General features: G+C 56.2%; 24 protein-coding genes and 2 other annotated features. Of the genes, 10 read left to right on the forward strand and 14 right to left on the reverse strand.

The features are described from left to right. Positions 1-38: 38 nt before the first annotated feature. The 3 genes from SOR61_RS01135 to SOR61_RS01145 all read left to right on the forward strand — a co-directional run bounded on the left by SOR61_RS01135 (position 39) and on the right by SOR61_RS01145 (position 3,367). A complete protein-coding gene (locus SOR61_RS01135; protein ID WP_320610861.1) occupies positions 39-1,781 on the forward strand; it encodes a phospho-sugar mutase in 1,743 nt (580 codons plus the stop codon). A gap of 125 nt (positions 1,782-1,906) precedes the next feature. Continuing rightward, positions 1,907-3,040 carry a D-alanyl-D-alanine carboxypeptidase family protein gene (locus SOR61_RS01140; RefSeq protein ID WP_320610862.1) on the forward strand — a complete coding sequence of 378 codons (1,134 nt, stop codon included), beginning with the start codon at positions 1,907-1,909 and terminating at the stop codon, positions 3,038-3,040. A gap of 108 nt (positions 3,041-3,148) precedes the next feature. Further along, positions 3,149-3,367, forward strand: coding sequence for a hypothetical protein (locus SOR61_RS01145; RefSeq protein WP_320610863.1), 219 nt, complete (start codon positions 3,149-3,151; stop codon positions 3,365-3,367). Between the two features lie 14 nt (positions 3,368-3,381). Here SOR61_RS01145 and SOR61_RS01150 read toward each other — a convergent pair whose 3' ends face one another. Together SOR61_RS01150 and SOR61_RS01155 are read right to left on the reverse strand one after the other, a co-directional pair. Continuing rightward, positions 3,382-4,992, reverse strand: coding sequence for a class I adenylate-forming enzyme family protein (locus tag SOR61_RS01150; protein ID WP_320610864.1), 1,611 nt, complete (start codon positions 4,990-4,992; stop codon positions 3,382-3,384). Continuing rightward, on the reverse strand, positions 4,992-5,447 hold the full coding sequence (locus tag SOR61_RS01155; protein ID WP_320610865.1) for a hypothetical protein: 456 nt from the start codon (positions 5,445-5,447) through the stop codon (positions 4,992-4,994). Before SOR61_RS01155 ends, SOR61_RS01150 begins: the two co-directional genes overlap by 1 nt. Before the next feature lie 187 nt (positions 5,448-5,634). Here SOR61_RS01155 and spoVAD point away from each other — a divergent pair, with 187 nt between their 5' ends. Together spoVAD and spoVAE are read left to right on the forward strand one after the other, a co-directional pair. Further along, positions 5,635-6,663, forward strand: coding sequence for a stage V sporulation protein AD (spoVAD, locus tag SOR61_RS01160; RefSeq protein WP_320610866.1), 1,029 nt, complete (start codon positions 5,635-5,637; stop codon positions 6,661-6,663). Beyond that, entirely contained in the window at positions 6,660-7,028 is a 369-nt protein-coding gene (gene spoVAE, locus SOR61_RS01165; protein ID WP_320610867.1) for a stage V sporulation protein AE, read from the forward strand. Before spoVAD ends, spoVAE begins: the two co-directional genes overlap by 4 nt. 49 nt (positions 7,029-7,077) lie before the next feature. Here the strand turns inward: spoVAE and SOR61_RS01170 are convergent, their stop codons facing one another. Further along, positions 7,078-7,977, reverse strand: a complete 900-nt coding sequence (locus SOR61_RS01170) for an FAD:protein FMN transferase (RefSeq protein ID WP_320610868.1) — start codon at positions 7,975-7,977, stop codon at positions 7,078-7,080. Between the two features lie 290 nt (positions 7,978-8,267). Between SOR61_RS01170 and SOR61_RS01175 the strand changes: the two genes are divergently transcribed. Then, a complete protein-coding gene (locus SOR61_RS01175; protein ID WP_320610869.1) occupies positions 8,268-9,413 on the forward strand; it encodes a nucleoside recognition domain-containing protein in 1,146 nt (381 codons plus the stop codon). Positions 9,414-9,438: 25 nt separating this feature from the next. Then, complete coding sequence (locus tag SOR61_RS01180) at positions 9,439-9,648, forward strand: hypothetical protein (RefSeq protein WP_320610870.1); 210 nt, start codon at positions 9,439-9,441, stop codon at positions 9,646-9,648. 147 nt (positions 9,649-9,795) lie between these two features. On the opposite strand, the gene SOR61_RS01185 is transcribed toward SOR61_RS01180, so the two are convergent. The 4 genes from SOR61_RS01185 to SOR61_RS01200 all read right to left on the reverse strand — a co-directional run bounded on the left by SOR61_RS01185 (position 9,796) and on the right by SOR61_RS01200 (position 12,950). Next, positions 9,796-10,161 carry a type II toxin-antitoxin system PemK/MazF family toxin gene (locus SOR61_RS01185; protein WP_320610907.1) on the reverse strand — a complete coding sequence of 122 codons (366 nt, stop codon included), beginning with the start codon at positions 10,159-10,161 and terminating at the stop codon, positions 9,796-9,798. 208 nt (positions 10,162-10,369) lie between these two features. Next, positions 10,370-11,494, reverse strand: a complete 1,125-nt coding sequence (gene alr, locus SOR61_RS01190) for an alanine racemase (protein ID WP_320610871.1) — start codon at positions 11,492-11,494, stop codon at positions 10,370-10,372. A gap of 235 nt (positions 11,495-11,729) precedes the next feature. Further along, positions 11,730-12,053 carry a hypothetical protein gene (locus tag SOR61_RS01195; RefSeq protein WP_320610872.1) on the reverse strand — a complete coding sequence of 108 codons (324 nt, stop codon included), beginning with the start codon at positions 12,051-12,053 and terminating at the stop codon, positions 11,730-11,732. A gap of 57 nt (positions 12,054-12,110) precedes the next feature. Next, positions 12,111-12,950, reverse strand: coding sequence for an NAD(P)H-hydrate dehydratase (locus SOR61_RS01200; RefSeq protein ID WP_320610873.1), 840 nt, complete (start codon positions 12,948-12,950; stop codon positions 12,111-12,113). A 152-nt stretch (positions 12,951-13,102) separates the two neighbouring features. Then, positions 13,103-13,325 (forward strand) — a binding site (T-box leader). A 47-nt stretch (positions 13,326-13,372) separates the two neighbouring features. Here SOR61_RS01200 and pheS point away from each other — a divergent pair. The 3 genes from pheS (at position 13,373) to SOR61_RS01215 (ending at position 17,167) form a co-directional block, all read left to right on the forward strand. Next, positions 13,373-14,398, forward strand: a complete 1,026-nt coding sequence (gene pheS, locus SOR61_RS01205; protein ID WP_320610874.1) for a phenylalanine--tRNA ligase subunit alpha — start codon at positions 13,373-13,375, stop codon at positions 14,396-14,398. An 18-nt stretch (positions 14,399-14,416) separates the two neighbouring features. Next, a complete protein-coding gene (gene pheT, locus SOR61_RS01210; RefSeq protein ID WP_320610875.1) occupies positions 14,417-16,816 on the forward strand; it encodes a phenylalanine--tRNA ligase subunit beta in 2,400 nt (799 codons plus the stop codon). Between the two features lie 99 nt (positions 16,817-16,915). Further along, positions 16,916-17,167 carry an IreB family regulatory phosphoprotein gene (locus SOR61_RS01215; RefSeq protein WP_320610876.1) on the forward strand — a complete coding sequence of 84 codons (252 nt, stop codon included), beginning with the start codon at positions 16,916-16,918 and terminating at the stop codon, positions 17,165-17,167. Positions 17,168-17,381: 214 nt separating this feature from the next. On the opposite strand, the gene tyrS is transcribed toward SOR61_RS01215, so the two are convergent. From tyrS to SOR61_RS01250, 7 genes are all read right to left on the reverse strand, one after another. After that, a complete protein-coding gene (tyrS, locus tag SOR61_RS01220; RefSeq protein WP_320610877.1) occupies positions 17,382-18,614 on the reverse strand; it encodes a tyrosine--tRNA ligase in 1,233 nt (410 codons plus the stop codon). A gap of 71 nt (positions 18,615-18,685) precedes the next feature. After that, positions 18,686-18,950 (reverse strand) — a binding site (T-box leader). A 63-nt stretch (positions 18,951-19,013) separates the two neighbouring features. Continuing rightward, positions 19,014-20,711, reverse strand: a complete 1,698-nt coding sequence (recN, locus tag SOR61_RS01225) for a DNA repair protein RecN (protein ID WP_320610878.1) — start codon at positions 20,709-20,711, stop codon at positions 19,014-19,016. A gap of 22 nt (positions 20,712-20,733) precedes the next feature. Then, positions 20,734-21,195, reverse strand: a complete 462-nt coding sequence (locus SOR61_RS01230; RefSeq protein ID WP_320610879.1) for an arginine repressor — start codon at positions 21,193-21,195, stop codon at positions 20,734-20,736. Next, a complete protein-coding gene (locus SOR61_RS01235; protein ID WP_320610880.1) occupies positions 21,192-22,067 on the reverse strand; it encodes an NAD(+)/NADH kinase in 876 nt (291 codons plus the stop codon). The genes SOR61_RS01230 and SOR61_RS01235 overlap by 4 nt, the downstream gene beginning before the upstream one ends. Further along, positions 22,064-22,879, reverse strand: a complete 816-nt coding sequence (locus SOR61_RS01240; protein WP_320610881.1) for a TlyA family RNA methyltransferase — start codon at positions 22,877-22,879, stop codon at positions 22,064-22,066. The genes SOR61_RS01235 and SOR61_RS01240 overlap by 4 nt, the downstream gene beginning before the upstream one ends. Beyond that, positions 22,869-24,722 (reverse strand): 1-deoxy-D-xylulose-5-phosphate synthase, encoded by a 1,854-nt coding sequence (dxs, locus tag SOR61_RS01245; protein WP_320610882.1) that lies wholly within the window; start codon positions 24,720-24,722, stop codon positions 22,869-22,871. Before dxs ends, SOR61_RS01240 begins: the two co-directional genes overlap by 11 nt. Positions 24,723-24,757: 35 nt before the next feature. Further along, positions 24,758-25,630, reverse strand: coding sequence for a farnesyl diphosphate synthase (locus SOR61_RS01250; protein WP_320610883.1), 873 nt, complete (start codon positions 25,628-25,630; stop codon positions 24,758-24,760). Positions 25,631-25,635: the final 5 nt, after the last annotated feature.

Here is a 25,635-nt window from a genome sequence, read left to right on the forward strand (position 1 = left end):
CTGCTGCGGGCTGTAGTATCCAGAAAGGAGATCTCTCCATGTCTTATGAAACCCACTATTCTCGCTGGCTCAACAGCAGCGCGCTCACTCAGGAAGAACGCAACGAGTTGAAGCAAATTGCCTCTGATCCCAAAGAAATCGAAGACCGGTTCTATGGTCTTCTGGAGTTCGGCACCGCCGGCCTTCGGGGCGTCATGGGGCTCGGCTTGCGCCGTATGAATGTCTACGTCATCCGACACGCGACCCAGGCCTTTGCCCAGGTGATCCTGGCAGAAGGCGCTGACGCTGCAAAAAAAGGGGTAGCGATCTGCTTTGACTGCCGCCACCACTCTCAGGAATTTGCTCGGGAAGCTGCCTGCGTGATGGCTGCCAATGGTATCCCCGTCAGACTCTTTTCCGCCATGCGCCCCACGCCGGAGCTCTCCTTTGCTGTCCGGGAATATGGATGCATCGCCGGCCTCAACGTGACCGCCAGCCACAATCCCCCGGAATACAACGGCTATAAGGTTTACTGGTCGGATGGCGCACAGCTGCCTCCCCAGCATGCCGCTGCCATCGCCCAGGAGATGAATCGTCTGGATGTGTTTGACGACGTCAAAACCATGTCCTACGACGCTGCCACCGAGCAGGGCCTCATCTCTCTGCTGGGGCAGGAAACCGATGACCAGTTCCTCTCCCATGTTCTCGATCAAATCAATGACAAAGCCTCTGTGGCCAAGGTGGCTGACACCTTCCGTATGGTGTACACCCCCTTCCATGGAACCGGCTACCAGCAGATTCCCTATGTTCTGAAAGAACTGGGCATTCAGCATCTCTACTGTGTCCCTGAGCAGATGGTGATCGACGGTTCCTTCCCCACAGTCTCTTCCCCGAACCCGGAGACCCCCGAGAGCTTCGCCCTGGCCGTCGAACTGGCCAAAAAGGTCGATGCGCAGCTGATCCTCGGCTCCGACCCTGACGCAGACCGGGTGGCCATTCAGGTGAAAAACGGACAGGGAGATTACGTACAGATCACAGGAAACCAGACCGGCGTTCTGCTGCTGGACTATCTCATCGGCGCCAAGAAGCGGGCAGGCACTCTCCCCTCTGACGCGGTCGCCCTGAAATCCCTGGTCACCACCAACATGGCCAGAAAAGTGGCAGTGGCCAACGGGCTGCGGTGCTACGACACCTTCACCGGCTTTAAATTCATGGCCGAAAAAAAGAACCAGCTGGAGGCCGCTGGAGAAGGCCACGTGATCTTCTCCTATGAGGAGTCCATTGGATACATGATCGGTGACTACCTCCGGGACAAAGACGCCATCACCGCTTCCCTCCTGCTCACAGAGATGACGGCTTGGTATGCCAGCCAGGGTATGACCCTTCTGGATGCTCTGCAGCGTCTCTACGAGACGTATGGCTACTACGGCGAAAAGACCCTGAACCTGGTGATGCCCGGTCTGGAGGGGATGACCAACATGAAAACGATCATGGCAAAGCTGCGCCAGGCCCCCCCCAAGCAGTTGGCCGGCACCGCCGTGGAATTCCATCGGGATTATCAAAGCGGCACAGAGACCAACACTGCCACCGGCGAAACCTCTGCTATGGAGTTGGTTGGGTCCAACGTCTTGAGCTACCTTTTGACCGACGGCACCACCATCGTGGTTCGTCCCTCCGGCACTGAGCCGAAGATCAAGGTCTATATTTTGGCCACAGGTCCCGACTGGGCATCCTGCCAGAGCAAGATGGACCAGTACCAAATCTGGGCCAACTCCCTTCCCGCTCTGGCGCAGAAAGACTGATCCTGTTTATACCCCCCTGCGGCGTATGCCGCAGGGGGGTCTTTGTTTTTTGTCAAAGCATAAAGTTTCCTCCTGGTGCATACCCTTGCAGTAATCAAGTTTCCCCTGGTCAGGAGGTTTCTCCCATGAAAAAATTCTGGATTTGCACCCTTTGTATCCTTTTCCTATGTTCTCTTCTTCCTGTTTCCGCTGCCGGTCCGGAGACCAACGCCAAAGCAGTGCTTCTCATGGAAAAGACGACCGGAGAGGTCCTCTATGAAGAACATGCTCACGACCAGCTGGAACCTGCCAGCGTCACAAAGGTGATGACCATGCTCCTGATCATGGAAGCGCTGGATCAGGGGCAAATCACCAAAGAAACCATGGTCCCTGTCTCCGCTGCTGCCGCCGGAATGGGCGGTTCTCAGGTCTATATGAAGGAAGGAGAATCTTTCTCCGTTCATGATATGCTCAAAGCCATTGCCGTGGCCTCTGGCAACGACGCCTCTGTGGCCATGGCAGAATATCTGGCGGGAAGTGAAGATGCGTTTGTCGAGAAAATGAACGCAAAAGCCAAGGAACTTGGCATGAACGACACCATCTTCATGAATTGCACCGGACTGCCAGCGGAAGGACACATCACCTCCGCCTACGACATTGCCTTGATGTCACGAGAGTTGATCCTCCATCATCCGGACATCCGAACCTACACCACGATCTGGATGGACACTCTGCGGGACGGTACCTTCCAACTGTCCAACACCAATAAACTCATTCGATTCTATGACGGAGCAACCGGTCTGAAAACCGGTTCCACCGACTCCGCCCTCTACTGTGTCTCTGCCACAGCAGAGAAAGAAGGGATGGAACTCATTGCTGTCGTTTTGGGCTCTCCTACCTCCCAGGACCGCTTCGAGACAGCCAAGGCCCTTCTCTCCTATGGATTTGCCGGGTTTTCTCTGGTGACTGCTGCGCCCTCTGAGCCCCTGTCCCCCATCCCTGTGACGTTGGGTACCCAACCCACTGTACAGCCCGTCCTCACCAAAGAAACGAAGCTCCTGCTGCCCAAAGAGGATGCCGGGAAACTCACCACCACCCTCTCTCTCCAGGATACCATCGAAGCCCCCGTTGCCAAAGGACAGGAGATCGGCACGCTGACCGTCCTGGTGGATGGAAAAGCCAAAGAAACCATTCCCATCGCAGCCCAGGAAGAGGTACCCCGTCTCTCTCTCTGGCAGGTGTATACTGCCCTTCTGTCTCTGCTCTTCTGTTCCCAGTAAAACTTCAATAAAAAGACGAATGCACGCCCTGTGAACGGATCGTACATTCGTCTTTTTTCATCCGAAAGAATATTTTTTCCCTACTATGCTGCCATGAGGTGATCATCTATGACCCCTTCTCAAGAAAGCACGTTTATCACTCTTATGGCGAATTTGCTGGCAGAACATCTATCCGAAGAAGAGGCTGCCAACGTCGCCTCCATTCTCACCCAACTGGGCGGTTCGCTCGCTTTCGTCGCAGCAAGAAAAGCGCTGCAACAGCAGCGAAAAACAAAAAAGGATTCTTCTACCAAGGACAAAACAACAAACGACGCCTCTAACTCGTAAGTCAGGCTTTTCTTTTATAGATGCGTTTCCTGTTCCAAAGCAAGATAGTCCAGCTTGCCTCGGTCAGTCAAGGGGAGTTCCTCTCGGAAACAGTAGGCAGCAGGCAGCATGTAGTTGTTCAGCTGTTGCTTACACAAAGCCCGCAAAGTTTCCTCCAGTTTACCCTGGTCTACTCCAGAGGAAGGGACAATGTGAGCAACTGGCATCATCTCGCCTTTGGGACTCTCTCCCCCCACCACAGCGCAGCTTTCCACCGCTTCATTGCGCAGCAGGCATTCTTCAATGACCGAAGGAAAAATCTTAAATCCATTCCGGGAAATCATGCGCTTACGACGCCCTGTGATCACAAGGCTGCCGTCTTCTTTACGGAATCCTTCGTCTTTGGTCCAGACCCAGAGAAGGCCTTCCGGACCTGGTTGCAGTACCTGGCTATTCGCTTCAGGCATGCCATAGTAACCGTTCATCACCGTGTTGCTATGGATCAGGATCTCTCCCTGCACCCCATCCGGGACCGCTTCCCCGGTTTCCGGGTTCACCACAGCGATCCGGCAGCCTTGCATGGGCTTACCCACACTGCCCACCTCAAAACTATCCTCATGATTCAGGCAAACGATGCCGCAAACTTCCGACATCCCGTACTCTTTGATGAGCCGCCCGGAAGCGCCCCGCTGGGACAGGTAACGGTTAATTCTCCGCTCCATCTCAGCAGTCATGGCATCGCCCCCGCTTCTGGGTACCTTCAAAAACGAAAGATCCGCCTGCTCCGTGGCTTTGCTCCTCAGCAGCAGCTGCCAATAGGACGTCGTGCCGGACACCTGCTGCGGCCGGTAGCGGACCAGCAGATCCCCCAGCTCGTGGGGCAAAAAGAGCGGAGCCAAAATCACCGTCATCCCCATGCACAGGGGCACATGGATACACTGGCACAAACCAAAGGCAGAAAACACCGGCAGAAGGGTCAAGGTAGCTCCTCCCGGACCATACTCTGTTTTCGCCGCAGTATACTGCATGAGAGAGCAGGAAAAAGCCCGCCGGGACAAGGTCACACCCTTGGCAGGTCCCGTAGTTCCTCCGGTGTAGGTAATGGCCACCGGTTCTTCCCACCGCTCGGTCTCCGGCTCTTCTTTGGAGGGTTCTGCAAGGAATGCTTCCCAAGATACACATCCCCCTCCTGCGCGGGCACGCCAGCTTCCCAGCCGCAGTTTCTCTCCCAACTGGTGGGGAACATAGGGAGAAACAGGAAGGACCACAAAATGCTCCGTGGGTGCTTCTCCCCGGTTGGCATAAATTTTGGAAAAAGCCAGTTCCAACACTATGACCACCTTGGACCCTGCCCTGGTCAGGTAGGGCTCCACTTCGCTGGGTGCCAGTTTCATGTCCACCCAGTTGGCCACAGCGCCAATGCGATCAATGGCGTAAAAGGCAATTACGCTCTCCGGCGTATTTAAGGTGAACAGCGTCACAACGTCCCCCGCCTGAACGCCCATGGCCCGCAAGCCGGCCTCAGCGCGAAGAATCGCCTCAAAAAAGCTCTGGTAGGACAGGCTCTGCTCTCCGCATCGCAGCGCGATGCTCTCTCCTCGATGGAGGTTCTCCCTCCAGAGGTCCTGATAAATGGCGTGTTTCATCAGTCAAGGAGGGTCAGTTTCGGACCGCCGTCCGGATTCCGGTCCGGGCCATCAGGCCCTTTTTTATTGACCGCGATGCTGTCCGGATTGATGGTAGACTTTCTCAGCATCAGCCCGGGAATCCCGGATGCAGCAGCCAGCGCAGCGCACTGCGACTGCATGTAGGGGAAGAGCTGATCATAGACCTCAGCATGGACCTGGCGCTTTACCTCATCGGTAAACGCCCCATTGCACTGGAAGATTCCCACCAGCTCAATCGTCATCACAAATTTACCGCCTGCAAACTCCTTATCGCGGAAGGTCTGCTGCAGTTTTCCCATGCAGCGGCTGCCGTCTGCGGCAAAGTTTACGTTCAAAGAAAAAGAGCTGTCCAGCTGTACTTGTCCGGACCGATCTAACTTATTCACCAGGTGGATCTCCTGCACCTTTTGTGTCAGCAACGATGCGTTTGCCATAGAAAAAGGCTCCTTTCTATCCTGTGTGTCATAGGAGGGTTTTTGTTATTATAGTACAGCCCAGAAAGAAAAGTCCAGTTTTTTTCCGATTTCCTTTTTCCAAGACAGGGGAATCTTCCGCTTTCCTGCATACTTCTTCCGGTTTTGCACAAGCTATCAAAACCATCCGAACAAGGAGGAATCTGACGTGGATACAAAAAAGCTGGGGCGGCAGACCGTCCGCTTTGCGCACCCTCCTTCCATTGTTGGATACGGCAGCGCCGCAGGCCACATGGAAGGACAAGGTCCCTTGGGACACTGCTTTGACTTCATCAGCGAAGACGACCGCTTTGAAGAGAAGAGCTGGGAAAAAACGGAGACCGCCATGCAAAAACAGGCTCTCTCTTTTGCTCTGTCCAAAGCAGGGATCAAAGCCAGCCTGTTGGACTATGTGTTTGCCGGAGACCTTTTAAACCAGTGTATTGCCACCTCCTACTCTCTTCGCGGGGAGAATGTCCCCCTCTTCGGTTTGTATGGAGCCTGCTCTACTATGGCGGAAGGCCTCTCCCTCAGCGCCATGCTCATCGACGGCGGATTTGCTTCCTATACCGCCGCCCTGACCTCTTCCCATTTCTGCTCTGCGGAGCGGCAGTACCGCAGTCCCCTGGAATACGGCGGACAAAAGCCGCCTACCGCGCAATGGACGGCAACTGGTTCTGGCGCTGTCATTCTCTCTCGTCGGGGCCCTGGCCCCTTCCTTACCCATGTCACCACCGGAAAGGTCATGGACAAAGGGATTACCGACGCAAATAATATGGGCGCTGCCATGGCTCCCGCTGCCTATGATACCATTCGCACCCATTTCGAGGAGACAAACCGTTCCCCTGATTTTTATGATTTGATTGTCACCGGGGATCTGGGAAGCTTAGGCGCAGAAATTGTGGCCGACTTTTTCCGCAGCGACGGTGTTGACCTGCATAAAAATTACCGCGATTGCGGCGTACTCCTCTTTAATCCATCCCGGCAGGATGTCCATACCGGCGGTTCCGGCTGTGGATGCAGCGCATTGGTGTTAACCGGATATCTTCTCCGGGAAATGAGCCAGGGTAGGATAAATCACCTGCTCTTCTGCGGCACGGGTGCCCTCCATTCTCCCATCTCTACCATGCAGGGAGAGAGCATCCCCGGGATCTGTCACGCCGTATCCATCAGCACCGAAAAGGAGGAGAACCTATGAGCAGCCCTGCAACCTATGTCGCTGCATTTCTCTGCGGCGGCGTACTCTGTATGATCGGTCAAATTCTCATCGACCGCACCAAGCTGACCCCCGCTCGGATCCTCATTGTCTATGTACTAGCTGGACTGGTGTTGGGTGCCACCGGACTGTATCCCCACTTGATACAGTGGTGCGGCGCCGGCGCCACCGTTCCTCTCACTGGGTTTGGCTATAACCTGGCCTCCGGTGTATCCAAGGCGGTAGCCGACCACGGCTTTCTGGGCGTACTCACAGGAGGGGTCACTGCCGCCGCAGGGGGGATCACCGCCGCAATTTTCTTCGGATACCTGGTTTCCCTGCTCTTCCATCCCAAGCCAAAGCAATAACGCAAAACAGCATCCTGCAACAGGATGCTGTTTTTTATCTCGTTTCAGTTCACGTTTCCGTAAGATACGCGCCAAAGCCAGAAGATTGGGTCATCGTGCCATCTTCTGTGACAAACAACGCCTCAACCCCTTCCAGGCTCTCAATCAGCGCCATTCCTTTTTCCTCTCCCAGAAGCAGGCAGGTGGTGGACAACGCATCTCCCTGTACAGAAGTGTCAGAGAGGATCGTCACCGAAGCCAGACCATTCTCTGCCGGGAAGCCCGTATACGGGTCCAAAATATGGTGGTACCGCTGGCCATGGTAGATAAAGTACCGCTCGTATACCCCAGATGTCACCAGGCTCTTGTCCGAGGCTGCTACCGTGCACAGCAAACTGCCCTGGGCCTGATTGGGGTCTTGCACCCCGATCAAAAAGGCCTGTTCCTCAGACTGCCCACCGATCAGCAGGATGTTGCGACCCAAATCCAGCACAGCGTGCTCCACGCCATTGGCAACCAGGACTTCCTTCACTTTGTCGGCAATGTAACCTTTGGCAATGGCCCCTAAATTGACTTTCATCCCTTCCCTTGCCAAGTAGGCTTTTCCATCCTCAATGAGAAGGTCTTTGCTGCCAATGAGGGGCAATGTCTGTGCCAATTCTTCCCGGGTGGGATAATGCCCTGTTTCCTGATCGTGGATGTCCCACAGATCGATCAGCGGACCCGCCGTCACGTCAAAGCGGCCTTCGGATAGAGTCGCATACTCTTTTGCGGTCCGCAGCACCTCTTCGGTCTCCGGTGCAATGGTTACCCAGGATTTTCCTGCCGCTTTGGCCAGCTTATCCAAATCGCTGCCCTCTTTTTCTACGCTGAGGAGAGCCTCCAACCGGGAAATTTCATCAAAGGCCAGATCAATGGTCTCCGGGTCTTCCCAGTCAAACAGGGTGATTGTAACCACAGTGTCCAGCATAAAGTTCGTCTTGGATATGGATTGCGGCTCCTTCCCTGCGCATCCCGCAGTAGTTAACAGAAGAAGCAGCGACAACAACAATGCCATTCCTTTTTTCATCGGGTCTCTCCCTTCCTATCGATAAGTTGATCGCGTCTTCAATGAAACCCTCGTTGATACCAGCGGTTTCGTTATTCCGCTATTATACCAAATCTCCCTAAATCCGCAAGAGGGACAGGATTTTGTCAGGACAAGCAAGCTTTCTCCCGCCCTGTCATACCCTTTACCATACACGATCAGGGGGTACCATCATGAAATACCGAATGAAAGACACCGTAGATTTGCTGGCTCTGCTCCTTCTGGGCATCCTTCTTTTTACCTTTCCAGAGGTCAGCGCCGCCGCCGCACAAGCTGGGATCTCCCTCTGTCTTCGTCTGCTGGTCCCCTCTCTCTTTCCTTTTTTTGTTCTCTCTTCCTTGCTCATCTCCACAGGCGTGGTCCAGATTTGTGTCCGCCCGTTGTCCCGCCTCTTTAGTCCCATTTTCGGGACTGGAAGTGCAGGGGCCACCATTTTCCTTTTGGGTATGGTGGGAGGCTATCCCGTAGGGGCACGTACCCTCTCTCAACTGGTCCAACGGGGGGAATGTTCCCGAGAGGAAGCCCTCAGACTCTCCCTTTTCTGTAATAACTGCGGTCCGGCCTTTTTCATTGGCGCCGCCGGAGTCGGGGTATTTGGCTCCAAAACAGCAGGCTTTCTTCTTTTGACCGCCAATTTTGTTTCTGCACTTCTGCTTGCCGTCTTTCTCCGGATTTGGAGGGGAAAGGTGGCTTCCCTCTCTTCCAGTTCTTCTTCCAGCAGCACTGTTTCTCTTCTGACGGTATTCCCCGACTGTGTGAGCGTCGCCTTTTCCTCTACCCTATCCATCTGCGCCTATGTCATTCTTTTTTCTGTACTGACTGCTCTGGTGGATGCCTCCGGCATACTCCCCTTCTTTGTAGAAAACCTCTCCTCTCTTACCCCCGTTGGAAGTACTCCGGGCCTCTGGCGCAGTTTTCTCATGGGGCTACTGGAACTCTCCACCGGGACCGCTTCCCTGCAAGATGTCGCTTACGCTCCCGCCGCTCTGCTGCTGGCTGCGTTTCTTCTGGGATGGGGTGGCTTTTCTGTTCACTGTCAGTCCCTCCCCTTTTGGCGAGAAGCGAACATTCCTGCCGCTCCCTACCTGGCCGCAAAATTTACGCAGGGGATCTTAGCCGCTTTCATTACGGTATTGGCCGCTCCTCTGCTCCCCCTTTCCCTGCCTGCAATGGCACCCACCACCGCTTCCCTGCCCTCTCCCTCTCTTCTCCAACAGGAACTGCTTGCCCTATGGGGATTGGCAGGGGGATATTTCTGTCTTTTCGGAAAAAAAGGTGTGGAAAAGACAGGGAAAAGTCGGTATAATAACCCCAAATGATGAAACCGTCAGGAGGGACCTTCCCATGCTGTTTGCAAAGAAAATTGAACCCCGATGCAGCTACTGTCAGCGGGGAAAATCCATTGATTCGGAAACGGTTCTCTGCAAAAAGAAGGGCGTGACCCAACCTGACCACGCCTGCCGATCCTTTCGCTATGACCCGCTCAAGCGGGTCCCTCCCCGCCCTGCTGTTCCGGATTTCAGCCGGTTAAAAGACGAGGACTTCTCTCTGTAATTCAGTTTTCTATTACAAAAGTCCCCCGGACCCTTCTTGGGTCTGGGGGACTCGTTTTCTCTATGTAAGGCAGAGAAGCCCTGTTCATTCCGTTTGTGGAACGGGCTTTCCCGGCAAAGCATGTGCCGGGATGCCCGCAACAAAGAATTAGACGAGAGTATCCGGATGCAGACCAAAGCTCACGGCTATGGCAGCGTCCACCCGATGCATCATGGGACCATCCACTCGTCCCATATGCTCCCGCAGGCGTTTCTTATCCAGCGTTCGGATCTGTTCCAAAAGGATCACAGAATCCTTCGGCAGGCCGTACTGCCGGGCAGCCAGCTCAATATGCGTCGGCAGCTTTGCCTTCCCTGTCTGGGATGTGATCGCCGCGGCGATCACCGTCGGGCTGTGCCGGTTCCCGGTGTCGTTCTGCACGATGAGCACCGGACGCACACCACCCTGCTCGCTGCCCACAACCGGGCTGAGATCAGCATAAAAGATATCTCCGCGCTTGACGCTCTTATCCACAATGCTCACACTCCGAAGGAAAATAGTATCCTGCGTCACACGGGACCAAGTTTCCTATGTAACGCGGTACTATGAGTCTCCCACGGACAGACGGTCTTTATACCTCTTCGGAGAAAAAACCGTCTCTGGCCCGAATCCATCCCGGAGGGATGGGTTCGCCCCCCTCGTTCTATCCTATGCAGCAGGTTCTTTTTCGGGAACCCTGTCGTTACAGATAGACTCTGGGGATGCGCTTGGTGAGCACACACAGAAGCTCATACGAAATGGTGTTCATGATCTCAGCGCCGGCTTCCACAGACTGGGTGTCCACACCGTCGCTGCCATAGATCACAGCCACGTCGCCTTCCTTCACCTCGGGGAAGTCGGTTACGTCCACCATGCACATATCCATGCAGATCCGCCCGGTGACAGGGGCCTTTTTCCCGTTAATGAGCACGGTGATCTTATTGGAGAACCCGCGGCAATAGCCGTCACCATAGCCGATAGGAATCACAGCCAGGCGGGAATCCCGCTTCAGGGTATTCGTCCGGCCATAGCTCACCGGAGTCCCCGCAGGCACACTGCGGACCGTGGCCACCCGGCTCTTCAGCTCCAGCACAGGCACCAGGTCGCACAGGCCCGGGTCCATGTTCGCATCGGGGAAGTGGCCGTAGAGCACAATGCCGGGCCGGATCATATCCAGATAGGTAGCGGGATAGAGAAGGGTGGCTGCGCTGTTGGCGCAGTGCCGAATGGCAAACTCGTAGCCCAGCTCCTTGACCCGACGAATGATCTCCAGGAACCGCTCGAACTGCATCATGGTATACTCCTCGCTCCCGTCGGAGTCGGAGAAGTGGGTGAAGATGCCCTCTGCCTTCAGACCGGGCAGCTGCACCGCCTCATAGATCTCCTTGGCAGACTGCTCCATCTGTTCCTCGTGGCACAGAAAGCCAAGACGGGTCATGCCTGTGTCGCACTGGATGTGCACCGTCAGCGTTCCGCCGGCTTTTACTGCTCCGGCAGACAGGGCCTTTGCATAGTCCAGATCATAGCAGGCCTGAGAGATCCCGTACTTCACCAGCTCCTCTGTGTAGATGGAGGGAGTGCAGCCAAGGATCAGGATCGGGGCCTTGATCCCGGCGTCCCGCAGCTCGATGGCTTCGTCCAGACAGGCGACCCCCAGGTAGTCCGCCCCCAACTCTTCCAGCTTCTTCGCCACCGGTACAGCGCCATGCCCATACGCATCGGCTTTGACCAGTCCCATAAATCGGGTGCCATAGGGCGTCAGTCCCCGCAGCGCACGATAGTTATGCTCCAGACGTTCCATGGATACTTCTGCCCAAGTGCGTTTCATTTGTGCGTTCATTGTTCAATCCTGTCCTTTCTCTGTCGTGGATTTTTGCTGAATAAAATCAGAAAAGCTGCATCGGATCACTGTAGGGCCGTCGCTGCGGATCTCCCCCTGCAGGAGGGTCTTCTGTGCTTTATCAAACCATAAAATCTGTTCCAGGCCTCGACCGGGTTCCTTCTTCGGGTCTCGGACGCAGACACGCAGGGCCTCTCTCTCCCCCAGCATCTCCGTTCCTGTCTCAGCGATATATCCCGTGGACATCGCTGCGATCAATGACGGAAGGGCATCCACCGGAGAAAGCAATTCCTGCAACGGTTTCCGGCTCTGTTATCACCATGGTAAGCCCATCCTTCCTGGTGCCGGAAAAAGTCACCGTATAGTCGTAGACCCGCTCTCCATAGTCTGCGGTGATCTCCATCCTTCCGCTGCACCGGTCCATAGCCAGAAAGTCTGAGCGAAGCTGTAATATCTGCTGGTTGTCCGCTTCCTCTCCCACGCAAGCGCAAAGAAACACCGCCATCAGCAGGAAAAGTACGGGCGCATAACTCTTTCTTATACCCACGGTATCTGCCTCCCATCCATTGTTGGTTGGGCAGCAGACCACGCAGGGATGCGTCATTCACTCTGTGATCTCACGCAGGGCAGCAGGAATTTGCCGCAGCAGATCTCCAGGGGTCATGCCATACTCCCCAAAGCGCTCTGCGGCCAAATCCCCTGCCCGACCGTGCAGCCAGACGCCGGCAGGAATTGCTTTCTCCGGTGGGAGTCCTTGTCCCAAAAGGGAGAGCAGTATCCCCGCCAGCACGTCACCGCTGCCTCCTTTGGCCATGCCCGGGTTTCCGGTGGTGTTGCAGAACACGGTTCCGTCGGGAAAGGCCGTGATGGTCCGATGCCCTTTGAGCACCAGTACGCAGCCGTGCTGCCGGGCAAACGCCAAAGCGGCAGCCTCCCGGTCGGGGCCAATGGCCTTCTCCCGCGTCAGCCGGAGAAATTCCCCGTCGTGAGGTGTTAAAACCGTCAGCCGGCCTTGTCTGGTGTCCAAAACATCTATATGCTCTGCCACCGCATTTATACCGTCTGCATCCAACACAAGGGGGGCCTCCACTTTTTCTACCAGCCGAAGGGTGCGTACATCGGTCTTCCGGCTGCGGCCCAGCCCAGGGCCAATGAGCACCCCGTCACTCTCATTCATTTTTTTCAGCAAAACCGGAAAGTCCGGCACGGGAGACGGCATGGCCTCCCCACACTTCACCGCCAGTACCGGCCAGATCTCTCGAGGTACCGAGAGAAAAACCAACCCGGCCCCTGTCCTCACTGCTGCCTGCGCCGCAAAGGCCGGCGCACCGGTAAAGCCTACGCACCCGGCCAAAATATGCACCTTGCCAAAGTTCCCTTTGTGTGCGTTCCGGTCTCGCCGGGGCAGCCAGCCGCGGATCTGTTTTTTTGTCACTTCTATCATACGTGTTCTCCTCCTTACGGCCTATTCTGCCCAAAAAGGAACGGATCTGACCGCCGGTTTCCCGCCAAAAAGACCCTTTTCCTTGATTCTCCTGCTATTATAATTTTTTCCATCTTGCATTTCAACCTTTTTTGTGGTACCCTTACTAAGATATAAAGACGATGAAGGGGAAAATAGCGGGTTTGGTGCTCGCAGAGAGGGACGGCCACCGGCTGCAAGCCGTCCTGGGCTCTGCCGCTTGGTTCGCCCTGGAGTTCCGGCGGGGAAATACGCCGGCGGCTGGTTCACCGTTACCGGACAAATGAAGTGCGCGCAGGGAGGCCCTGCGCGAAAGTTCGGGTGGTACCGCGGAAGACTTTGCCTTTCGTCCCGTTTTCGGGATGCAAAGGCTTTTTTTATTGTTTGTGATTGGAGGATGCAGAATGAAGGAGCAACTGGAAAAAATCAAACGGGAAGCTCTGGCGGCTCTCACCGCCGCAAAAGAAGCTGCCGACCTGGAATCTCTCCGGGTCAAGTATCTGGGTAAAAAGGGAGAGCTCACCGCTGTTCTCAAGCAGATGGGTAAGCTCTCTGCGGAAGAGCGCCCGGTCATCGGCCAACTGGCCAACGAAGTCCGGGAAAAGCTCACCGCTGAAATCGAAGTCCAGAAGAAAAAGATCGAAGAGGTCAAGCTGGAAGCCCGCCTGAAGGCTGAAGCTGTTGACGTGACCATCCCTGGCCAGGCAAAAAAGCTGGGCCATCAGCACCCCATGTACATTGCCCTGGAAGAGATCAAGGACATCTTTGTGGGCATGGGCTTTACCATTCTGGACGGCCCCGAAGTGGAGCTGGCTTACTATAACTTTGACCGTCTGAACGCTGAGGAGAGCCACCCCTCCCGAGACTGGTCCGATACCTTCTACTTTGACAAGGACAGCCGGGTGATGCTCCGCAGCCAGACCTCTCCCATGCAGGTCCACGCTATGGAGACCAAGCCCCTGCCCATTCGCATCCTGGCTCCCGGCCGGGTGTACCGGAAGGACGAGGTAGACGCAACCCACTCCCCCATGTTCCACCAGGTGGAGGGCATGGTCATCGACAAGAACGTGACCATGGCAGACCTGAAAGGCACCCTGAACGCCGTCATGGAAAAGCTCTACGGCGAGGGCACCAAGACCCGCTTCCGCCCCCACCACTTCCCCTTTACCGAACCCTCCTGCGAGATGGACGTGCAGTGCCACAAGTGCGGCGGCGTCGGCTGCCCCACCTGCAAGGGCGAAGGCTGGATCGAGGTGCTGGGCGCCGGTATGATCCATCCCAAGGTGCTGGAAATGTCCGGCATCGACCCCGAAGTCTACTCCGGCTGGGCCTTTGGTATGGGTCTGGAACGTATCGCTATGCGCCGCTTCAAGATCGCTGACCTTCGTCTGATCTTCGAAAACGACGTCCGCTTCCTGGAACAGTTCTAAGAAAGGAGAGAACTCAGTATGCTGCTGTCTAGAAAATGGCTCAATGAATTCGTCCCTGTGGACGCCAATGACCGCGACTTCGCGGAAGATATGACCCTCTCCGGTTCCAAAGTGGAAGTCACGGAAGTGGAAGGGCAGGAGATCTCCAACGTGGTAGTTGGCCGCGTGGTGGAGATCAAGCGCCACGAAAACTCTGATCACATGTGGATCTGCCAGGTGGATGTGGGCGAGGATGCTCCTGTCCAGATCGTCACCGGCGCACAGAATGTATCCGCCGGTGACCTGGTCCCGGTTGCCAAGCATAACAGCACCCTGCCCGGCGGTATCCATATCAAAAAAGGCAAGCTCCGTGGTGAGGAGTCCTGGGGTATGCTCTGCTCCTACAAGGAGTTGGGTATGGCCGACAACGACTGGCCCCACAGCGTGGTGGACGGCATCTTCCTGCTGGAGTCCGATCCCGAGCTGAAGGCCAAGGGCCTCAAGCCCGGTGATGACATCTGCCAGGCTCTCGACTTCAACGACCACGTAGTGGAGTTTGAGATCACCCCCAACCGCCCCGACTGTCTGTCCGTGATCGGTCTGGCCAGAGAAGCCGCCGTCACCTACGGCAAGGAACTGTCCCTCCATGAACCTGTGGTAAAGGGCGGCGGCCCTGGTGTCCTCACCGACCTGCTGGACGTGGAGACTCCCGCAGATGACCTCTGCCCCCGCTACACCGCCCGTATGGTGCGCAATGTCAAGATCGGTCCCTCCCCCAAGTGGCTGCGGGAACGTCTGCGTGCCTCCGGCGTCCGTCCCATCAACAACATCGTGGACATCACAAACTATGTCATGCTGGAGTATGGTCAGCCCATGCACGCTTTTGACTACCGCTATGTGAAGGGCGGCAAGATCATCGTACGCCGGGCTGAAGACGGCGAAACCCTCACCACCCTGGACGGTAACCAGAGAAACCTGAACAGCTCCATGCTGGTCATTGCTGACGAGACCCGTGCAGTGGGCCTGGCCGGCATCATGGGCGGCGAAAACAGCGAGATCGTGGACGACACCGTGGACGTGGTCTTTGAGTCTGCCAACTTCAACGGCGCCTGCATCCGCCGCACTGCCCTCTCTCTGGGTATGCGGACCGAGGCTTCCGCCAAGTTTGAAAAGGGCCTGGACATCATGAACACTCTCCCCGCTGTCAACCGTGCCTGTGAACTGGTCGAGCTGCTGGGCGCCGGTGAGGTCCTGGATGGTGTCATTGATATCCTGAACTTTGTGCCCCAACCCAAACAGCTGAAGCTACGTGCTGAAAAGATCAACGAGCTCCTGGGCACCGACATTGAGGCACCGGAGATGTGCCGCATCCTGGAGAACCTGGGCTTCGGCGTAGAGGGCGACACCATTACCGTTCCCTCCTGGAGAGGCGACGTGGAGCACTACTCCGACCTGGCAGAAGAAGTGGCTCGTTTCTTCGGCTACAACCAGATCCCCACCACTGCCATGCGGGGCGTGACCACCCAGGGCGGCTACAGCAAGGAGCAGATCCTGGAGAGAAACCTGGGCATCGTCTGCCGCAGCATGGGCTGTGACGAGATCATTACCTACTCCTTCATCAGCCCTACCTATTACGACAAGATCCGCATGCCCGAGGATTCCCCGCTCCGCCAGTCCCTGAAGATCATGAATCCCCTGGGCGAGGACACCTCTATCATGCGTACCACCGTTCTCCCCTCCATGCTGGAGATCCTCTCCAGAAACTTCAACTTCCGCAACAAGTCTGCCCGCCTGTATGAGCTGGGCCGCACCTATTTCCCCAGAGAGGACGGCATGGCCGACGAACCTAAGATCCTCTCCCTGGGTATGTATGGCGCTGACGAGACCTTCTTCACCCTGAAGGGTGCGGTGGAGACCGTGCTGAGCAGCATCCGGGCAGAAAACATCACCTACGAGACGGAAACCACCAACCCCTCCTACCATCCCGGCCGCTGCGCCAAGGTCTTTGTCAACGGTCTGGAAGTGGGCGTGTTTGGCCAGATCCATCCCCTGGTGGCAGACAACTACGGTGTGGACGCCGAGCTCTACTGCGCTGAGCTGAAGTTCGACGCTCTGATGAACAGCTGCGGCTCTGATCCTGAGTACAAGCCCCTGCCTAAGTTCCCTGCTGTGACCCGTGACATCGCCGTTCTGGTGGACACCCAGGTCACCGTGGGCGCCCTGGAAGGCTCCATCCGCGCCGCCGCCAAGGGTCTTCTGAAAGAAGCCGCTCTCTTTGATATCTATACCGGCAGCAACCTGCCGGAGGGGAAAAAGTCTGTGGCCTTCAATCTGATCCTCCGGGCAGACGACCGCAGCCTGACCGCCCAGGAAGCCGACGAGGAAGTGAAGCACATCCTCGCCAACCTGGAAAAGGACTTTGGCGCGGTCTTGCGGTAAAATTTTTCCAGGTTTTCTCCTTTTCCCCCTTTACTTTCTCTTTTGCGAGGAGTATGATAGGTACGATTAGGTTACATTTAGTAGGATGGGGGGAGTATTATGGACGCCGAGTTCACCCGAAAGTTTCAGGTCGTACAAGAATCCAACAACGAAATGAAGGATATCCTCACGTCTGTGTACAAGTCTTTGAGTGAAAAAGGATACAATCCCATCAATCAGATCGTTGGTTATATTCTCTCGGAAGACCCCACCTACATCACCAACTATAACAACGCCCGTACTTTGATCCGGAAACTGGACCGGGATGAACTGCTCCAGGAGTTGGTACGCCAATATCTCACCTCTCATTGAGCGCAGTACGAAGAGACTGTTGATACGCCGCAGGCAGCAAGATTCTTGCTGCCTGCGGTTTTTCTTTTATACAACAACATCCCCCTTCCATGCCTAATGGCATGGAAGGGGGATGTTTAACAGCCGGATTTCTCCGTCTATACGATTTGTAATAATACGGTTTGTATTCTCCAGGAAACGACATCGGTTTCCTTCACCCCGGAAAGAACGCCTCTTACTTTTCCATGTAGGCTCTGTGGAAGACCTTCTTACCCTTCTTGATGACCAGACCGTCGCCGCACTCGCAGTCACCGCAGCCCCAGCACTGGTCGATGTCCGTCACTTTCTCGCCGCCAATGCTGACACCGCCCTGCTGCACCAGGCGGCGGGCCTCCCCGCGGGAAGCGGCCAGGCCGCACTTTACCAGCAGAGACAGAATGTCGATCTTGCCTTCCTTGAAGTCCTCCTCCTGCAGGCAGGTGCAGGGCATGTTGGAGGTATCTCCGCCCTTGGAGAACAAGCCCCGAGCGGTCTCCTGGGCCTTATTGGCCTCTTCCTCACCGTGAACCAGCTTGGTCAGCTCATAGGCCAGGATCTCCTTTGCGGTGTTCAGCTGTGCGCCTTCCCAGCTGTCCATCTTGTCGATCTCTTCCATGGGCAGGAAGGTGAGCATACGGATGCACTTGAGCACATCGTCGTCGCCCACGTTGCGCCAGTACTGGTAGAACTCATAGGGAGACGTCTTGTTGGGGTCCAGCCATACAGCGCCGGAGGCGGTCTTGCCCATCTTCTTGCCTTCCGAGTTCATGAGCAGCGTGATGGTCATGGCGTAAGCGTCCTTCCCCAGCTTCCGGCGGATAAGCTCCGTGCCGCCCAGCATGTTGGACCACTGGTCATCGCCGCCGAACTGCATGTTGCATCCGTACTCCTGGAAGAGGTGGTAGAAGTCATAGGACTGCATGATCATGTAGTTGAACTCCAGGAAAGACAGACCCTTCTCCATCCGCTGCTTGTAGCACTCGGCACGCAGCATGTTGTTCACGGAGAAGCAGGCACCCACATCCCGCAGCAGCTCAATGTAGTTCAGCTTCATGAGCCAGTCAGCGTTGTTGACCATGATTGCCTTGCCTTCTCCAAAGTCAATGAACCGCTCCATCTGCTTCTTGAAGCACTCACAGTTGTGCTCAATGGTCTCTACCGTCATCATCTGGCGCATATCGGTCCGGCCGGAGGGATCACCCACCATACCGGTGCCGCCGCCCACCAGAACCACAGGGCGGTTGCCTGCCATCTGCAAACGCTTCATCAGGCACAGCGCCATAAAGTGGCCCACGTGCAGGCTGTCTGCGGTGGGGTCAAAGCCAATGTAGAAGGTAGCTTTTCCGTTGTTCACCAGGTCGCGGATCTCATCCTCATCGGTGACCTGGGCAATGAGGCCGCGGGCTTTCAGTTCTTCGTAAATCTGCATGGTACGATTTCTCCTTTTCCTACGTGATTTCCTGAACAGGGGAAAAGAAAACGTCCCCTGTCATCGCAATGACAGAGGACGATCAATATCGTGGTACCACCTCTATTTACCCCTTCCTCACGAAAGGAGCCTCAGCGAGTAGAAGACAGCCTACGCTCTCCCTACCCTATGCGCAGTAACGGGCGCACCCGACATACCCTACTTCTTCCCAGTGGACGGAAGGTTCAGGCAGCTGCTCCGGGAGGTAACTTCACCGACAGCGCTCTCCCCCTTCCACCAACCGGGGGCTCTCTTGGCAGCGGACTGCAGGCTACTTCTTCCCTTCATCACAGTAACAGTATACTCAATTCTTGTGGATTTTACACCTTTTTGTCCGCTTTGTCAACACATAACAGGGTTCTATTTTTCCTGCGCTTTTTTGTAGCGCTCTGCCTCCCGCAGCAGCTCCTCCGCCCCATCCAGAATCGCCTGGGACACATGGGTGCCGCCGGTGAGGCGGGCCAGTTCTTTCTTGCGCCCCTCCCGATCCAGGGAGGCTACCTTTGTATAGGTCCGTCCATCCTGCTCCTGCTTTTGCACGGAGAGATGCTGGTCGGACATAGCTCCGATCTGAGCCAGATGGGTCACGCACAGCACCTGGCAGTCCTGGGATAAGCGACTCATTTTTTCTGCCACTTTCCCGGCGGCCCGCCCGCTGACCCCCGTATCCACCTCGTCAAAAATCAGGGTCATGATCTGGTCATTCTCTGCCAGCACATTTTTCAGCGCCAGCATGATCCGGCTGAGCTCGCCGCCGGAGGCCACTTTGGCAATGGGCTTGACTTTCTCGCCCACATTGGCAGACATGAGGAACCAGACTTCATCTGCTCCTGTTTCGTCCATCCCCAAGTCTCCTCCCTTGGGAGAAAATTCCACCTGAAAGCGGACCTTGGGCATATCCAGCTGGCGCAGTTCCTCCTGAATCCTGGTGGTCAGCGTCTCAGCTGCCGCGCGGCGTGCGGCAGACAGGGCTTCTGCCTGTTTTCTGACCTCTGCGGTCTTTTTCTCCCGCTTCTTTTCCAGCTTCAGCAGGGTATCCTCTGCCATCTCGATCTGGTCCAGTTCCGTCCGGCAGCGCTCCAAATAAGCCAGCATGTCCTGGGTGGTCGCACCGTATTTTTTCTTCAGGCGATACAGCTGATCCAGGCGACTCTCCACGTCATCCAGTTCCTGGGGAGAAAAAGAAAAGGTCTCCCGCAGGTCCCGCAGACGCTCTGCAATATCCTCTGCCCCGTAGCGAAGTTCCGACACCGACCCAGACAGGTCCAAAAGTTCCTGAGAAACCTCGCCCCCTCGGGACAGCAGGTGCTCTGCCTCTGCCAGGAGTCCCGCAGCGCCTTCCCGGCTGTCGTCGCCAAACATGGCCTCGTAAGCCCCTTCTACCGCTGACATCAATTGGTCTGCGCTGCGAAGGATCTTCTTCCGCCGGTCCAGCTCTTCCTCTTCCCCCGGCTGGAGGTTGGCGCGCTCCAGCTCTCCGATCTGGAACTGAAGAGCGTCCATTCGCCGGGCCTTTTCTGCCTCGTTCATTTGCAGGGATGCCATTTCCCGCCGCAGAGCGGACAGTTCCTCATATCCCTTGCGATATACCGTCAGAGGAGTTTCCAGCCCGCCGAAACTGTCCAGATACCCCAGATGGCAGGTCTCATCCAGCAGCTGCTGGCCATCGTGCTGGCCGTGAATATCGATGAGCTGGCTGCCCAGAACACGGAGCTGCACCACCGTGCAGGGTACACCATTCACACGGCAAAGATTCTTTCCGTCCGCCTGCATCTTTCTGGAGATGAGCAGTTCCCCGTTTTCATCGGGCCCAATTCCGGTCTCTTCAAACCACGGAAGAGGAGGCAAATCTCGAAACAGTGCCGTGACCAGGGCAGACTTCTCCCCGGTTCGGATCAGGTCGCGGCTGGTTCTCTCCCCCATCACAGCGCTGATAGAGTCGATCACGATCGACTTGCCTGCGCCGGTTTCGCCGGTCAGCACATTAAACCCCGGACCAAACGAAATATCCACCCGATCGATCAAAGCTATGTTTTCAATATGGAGCAGAGAAAGCACAATACCCCTCCCTTATCCCCTGTTAAGGGTTCTTTTCCAACATTTTTACAATATCCAGGCACAGTTCTTCGGCGTCCTGGTTGGTGCGCATGATCAAAATCGCCGTATCGTCTCCTGCCAGACTGCCCACCATGTTGGGCAAATGCATCCCATCCATGGCAGAGCAGGCAGCGGAGGCCAGACCCGGCATGGTTTTCAGCACCACGAGATTCTGCGCATTGTCAAAAGAGGTCACACTCTCCCGGAAGATCGTATTCAGTCGTCCTGCCACATTCAGAGAGGTCTTCCGTTCACTCACCGCGTATTTATAGGTGCTGTGTCCGGTCAGTTCCTTGACCAGATGAAGTTCTTTGATGTCCCGGGAAATGGTGGCCTGGGTGGATTTCATCCCCCGTTCCCTCAGCTTCTCCAGGAGCTGATCCTGTGTCTCTATGTCATATTCCTGAATAATCGCAAGGATCTCCGCCTGTCTTCGGGCTTTCATGAGCGAATTCTCCTTTCCAGCTTGTGGTTGATCATCTCGTAGAAGCTCTTTTCCGAGAGCTTGACCAGGCAGAGGCACCGCCGGGAACGGCAGACCTCTACAGTATCCCCTGCAAAGAGTTTAAACGCCTTTCCGCCATCCACAGAGAGATACGCCGTCTTGCGGCTCTGCTTCGGCACCATAATATCAATGAGACGCTTCTTATCCAGCACCATGGCCTTCGCCTGGAGGGTATGGGCGCTGATGGGCGTCATGATAATATTCTCTGCTGTGGGCTCGACGATTGGTCCGCCCGCAGAGAGGGAGTAGGCCGTGGACCCGGTGGGTGTGGACAAAATAACGCCGTCTCCAAACACATTGGAAATCAAGGTCTTATCCCCATACACCTGCAGGTCGATGACCCGCGCCACAGCGCCTTTGGTGATGACCGCGTCGTTCAGTGCGGTGCTCCGGAAGATCACCCGGCCGTCCCGAATGACCCGTACATCCAGCAGCATCCGGTTTTCCAGGGTATACTCCCCGCTGATCAGTCTGGTCAGCTGCAGCAGCTCGCCCTGCTCCAGCTCCGCCATAAAGCCAACGCTCCCCATATTCACGCCTACAATGGGGACCCCAAAACTGCTGGCATCCTTGGCTGCGTGAAGAATGGTGCCGTCTCCGCCAAAGCAGACCAGAAAATCTGCATCCGGCAGCTCGGCCTTCATTTCCTTGATCTTAATGTTGGGGTCAAGATCCCCTAAGGTAGACTTCTCCACCGGGAAGGGGAAGCAATACACGGTCTTCACCCCTGCTGCGCTCAGCAGCTGCTCCGCACTTTTTGCCGCCTTCAGCCCCTTGTCCCGAAAGGGATTGGGGCACAGGATAATTTTCACGACTCGTTTCCCTCCAATCGTTCATGGGATGCCCGAACCAGCGCCTGCAGGTCCCCGTCATAAGGGGGCTGCTGGGCTACGGTCAACTGGCCTAAATACTCAATGTTGCCTTCCGGCCCGCGAATGGGCGAGAAGGTCAGATCTTTCACATAGAAATTACACTCTTCTGCGTGGCGCAGGAACTGTTCCAGAACCTCCAGATGGACCTTTTGGTCTCGGACTACGCCCTTTTTTCCTACCTTTTCCTTTCCGGCTTCAAACTGCGGTTTGATGAGGCAGACCAGTTGACCGGTCTCCTTCATCAGCGGCCGCAGAGCAGGAAGGATCAAACGCAGAGAGATAAAAGACACATCCACGCTGCCAAAATCCAGCTTTTCCGGGATGGTCTCTTCGGTGAGGTAGCGCACATTGGTCCGCTCCATACAGACCACCCGGGGATCGTTGCGCAGGCTCCAGGCCAGCTGGCCATAGCCCACGTCCACTGCATATACCTTGGCCGCGCCGTTTTGCAGCATGCAGTCCGTAAATCCGCCGGTGGAAGCGCCGGCATCAATCGCCACCACCCCCTCCAGGGAGGGCAGGTCAAAGGTCTGCATGGCCTTTTCCAGCTTCAATCCCCCCCGGCTTACATACCGCAGGGTCTGGCCATGGATCTCCAACTGTGCATTTTCAGGAACCGAAGCGCCTGCCTTATCCATGCGCTTTCCTTCCCAAAAGACCTGACCGGCCATAATGATCGCCTGGGCCTTATGGCGGCTTTCCACAAGACCCTGCTCCACCATCAGAACATCCAATCTCTTCTTACTTGCCATACACCGCCACCTCCCGCGCTTTCTCATACAACGATACAGCATCCAGTCCGCAAAGGCTTCTCAACTGAGGAATGGTCCCGTGGGGGACAAAGCGCTCGCCACAGGAACATACGGCGGAAGCCTTCAGTTGGATGCCCTCCAAGGCTGCTGCTGCCAACAGGCCCTCCCCAGGCGCTCCCATGGAGACGCACTCCTGCGCCACCAAAAGCCGTCCCGTTTTTCTCAGGGAGTCCAACACCTGCTCTGTGGGCAAAGGAACGATCTGGTTGAGTTTGATCACCTCTGCCGAAATACCATCCTTCCGCAGCCGGTCGGCTGCCAAAAGAACATTACCAGTCAAGGTCCCGAAGGTGACCATGGTCAGGTCACGTCCCTGGCGAAGCACACAGGCAGAGCTGTTTCCGTGTTCCTCATTATAATGGTTTTCCCCGCCGCGGGGGTATCTTACCGCCACAGGGCCAGAAATTTCATAGATCGCCCGGCGCATCATGACAGACAATTCATCCAGACTGGCAGGACAGAGGACCGTCATGCCGGGAACGGTCTTGAGAAACGCAGGGTCAAACAGGCCCTGATGGGTCTCCCCATCGTCTCCCACCAGTCCCGCGCGATCCACGCAAAACACCACATGCAGCCGATCAATGGCTACGTCGTGGATCAGCATATCATAGCTGCGCTGTAGGAAAGTGGAGTACACCGCAAAGACCGGGATCATCCCCTGCTTTGCCAGCCCCGCCGCCATGGACACAGCGTGTGCTTCCGCAATGCCCACGTCAAAAAATCGTTGGGGAAACTCCTCCGCAAACTTGGCCAAACCGGTGCCGGAGGTCATAGCCGCCGTAATCCCACAAATTCGCTTATCCTCCCGGGCCAGGACACACAGTTCCTTTCCAAACCGGGCTGAGAAGGTCTCTTCCTTCCCGGGATAGCGCAGCGCGCCTGTATCCCGATAGAACGGACCGATCCCGTGGAACGCATCCGGGGTTTTTTCGGCCAGGGGGTAACCCTTACCCTTTACGGTCTTCACATGCAGCAGCACGGGACCTTTGACGGTGGCTGCAAAAGCCAGCAGACGGGTCAGGCCCTTCACATCGTGGCCGTCCACGGGGCCCATGTACCGGAACCCCATATTTTCAAACATACTGCAAGGCAGGAGGCTGGCTTTGACCCCCTCCTTTACTTTATGGATAAAACGATACAGCCCTCGTCCGGGCGGTGTCGCATTCATGATCTTTCGATAAACTCCCTTGGCCCGCAGATACTGCGGTTTCAGCCGCTGCCGCGCCAGATGCTGGGCAATGCCTCCCATGCTGGCATCAATGGACATGCCGTTGTCATTGAGAATGACCACCAGCGGTTCTCCACTCTGGCCCGCCATGGACAGGCCTTCATAGGCAAGCCCCCCGGTGAGGGACCCATCTCCCAAGAGTGCCACCACACGGTAGTCCTCTCCCAAGCGGGTGCGGGCTTCTGCCATTCCCAGGGCAGTGGATACTGCCGTGGACGCATGTCCGGCAATGCAGGCGTCGTGTCGGGACTCCGCCGGCTTGGGAAAACCGGCGATCCCGCCAAAAGCACGCAACGTCTCCATCCGGCCATTGCGTCCGGTGAGGATCTTATGCACGTAGCACTGATGGCCCACGTCAAAAACCAACCGGTCCTTTCCGGTGTCATAGACCCGGTGCAGCGCCACGGTCAGCTCCACGATCCCCAGGTTCGATGCCAGATGCCCCCCTGTTTGGGACACCACATCGAGCACCCGCTCCCGCAGTTCCTGACACAGCTCTTCTGCCTCCCGGTCGCTGATCTTACCAAGGGAAGGAAATTCCTTCCGTTCGCTCAAAATAACTCCTCCTTCGGTCTCCCTACGTTTCCGCGTCACTGGTTCCGCCCAGCCAGCATACGGGCCAGGTCGCACAAAAATGCACGGCAGGAGAACCGGGACAAACTGGCAATCGCCTGGTCTGTCAGGTCCTGAATTTCACGCTGACAGCCCTCGATGCCCTTTAACTTAACAAATGTAGATTTTTCATTGGCCTGGTCTGAACCAACAGGCTTACCCAAAGCCTGTTCATCCCCCATCACATCCAGAAGATCATCTCTCATCTGGAAGGCCAGTCCGATCTTTCTGGCGTAGTCTGCAACGTCCTCTTCCGCTTCCGGGGATGCGTTGGCAGCGATCGCCCCCAGCCGGGCAGCCGCCTCGATCATACAGCCTGTTTTCAGCTTCTCGATCGTAATGATCTCCTCGTAGGTCAGCGCCTTCCCTTCCCCGTCCAGGTCCAGGATCTGACCGCCTACCATGCCCGCCGGGCCAGCCGCCCGGGCCAGACAGGCAACCCCACGGGTGATCTGTTCCGGCGTCAAGGTGGCCTGCGCCAGGGTGGAAAACGCCGCCGTCAAAAGGCCATCTCCTGCCAAAACAGCCGTGGCCTCGCCATAAACCTTATGGTTGGTGGGCTTTCCCCGCCGGAAGTCGTCATCATCCATACAAGGTAGATCATCATGGATGAGGGAATAGGTATGGATCATTTCCAGCCCGCAGGCAAAGGCCAGCGCATCTTCCGGCTGGCCGCCCAGCATCCGGCAGACTTCCAGAGTCAAAACAGGACGAATCCGTTTTCCCCCCGCCAAAAGGCTGTATGCCATCGCCTCCTGCAGGGCACCATACGATGGCCAGGCTGCTGCATAGTCCCTCAGGGCCTGCTCAATGCACTGCTGGTCTTCTTTCAGCTGCTTTGCAAATTCCATGGTTC

Source organism: Evtepia sp. (assembly GCF_034090835.1).
GTDB lineage: Bacteria > Bacillota > Clostridia > Oscillospirales > Oscillospiraceae > Evtepia.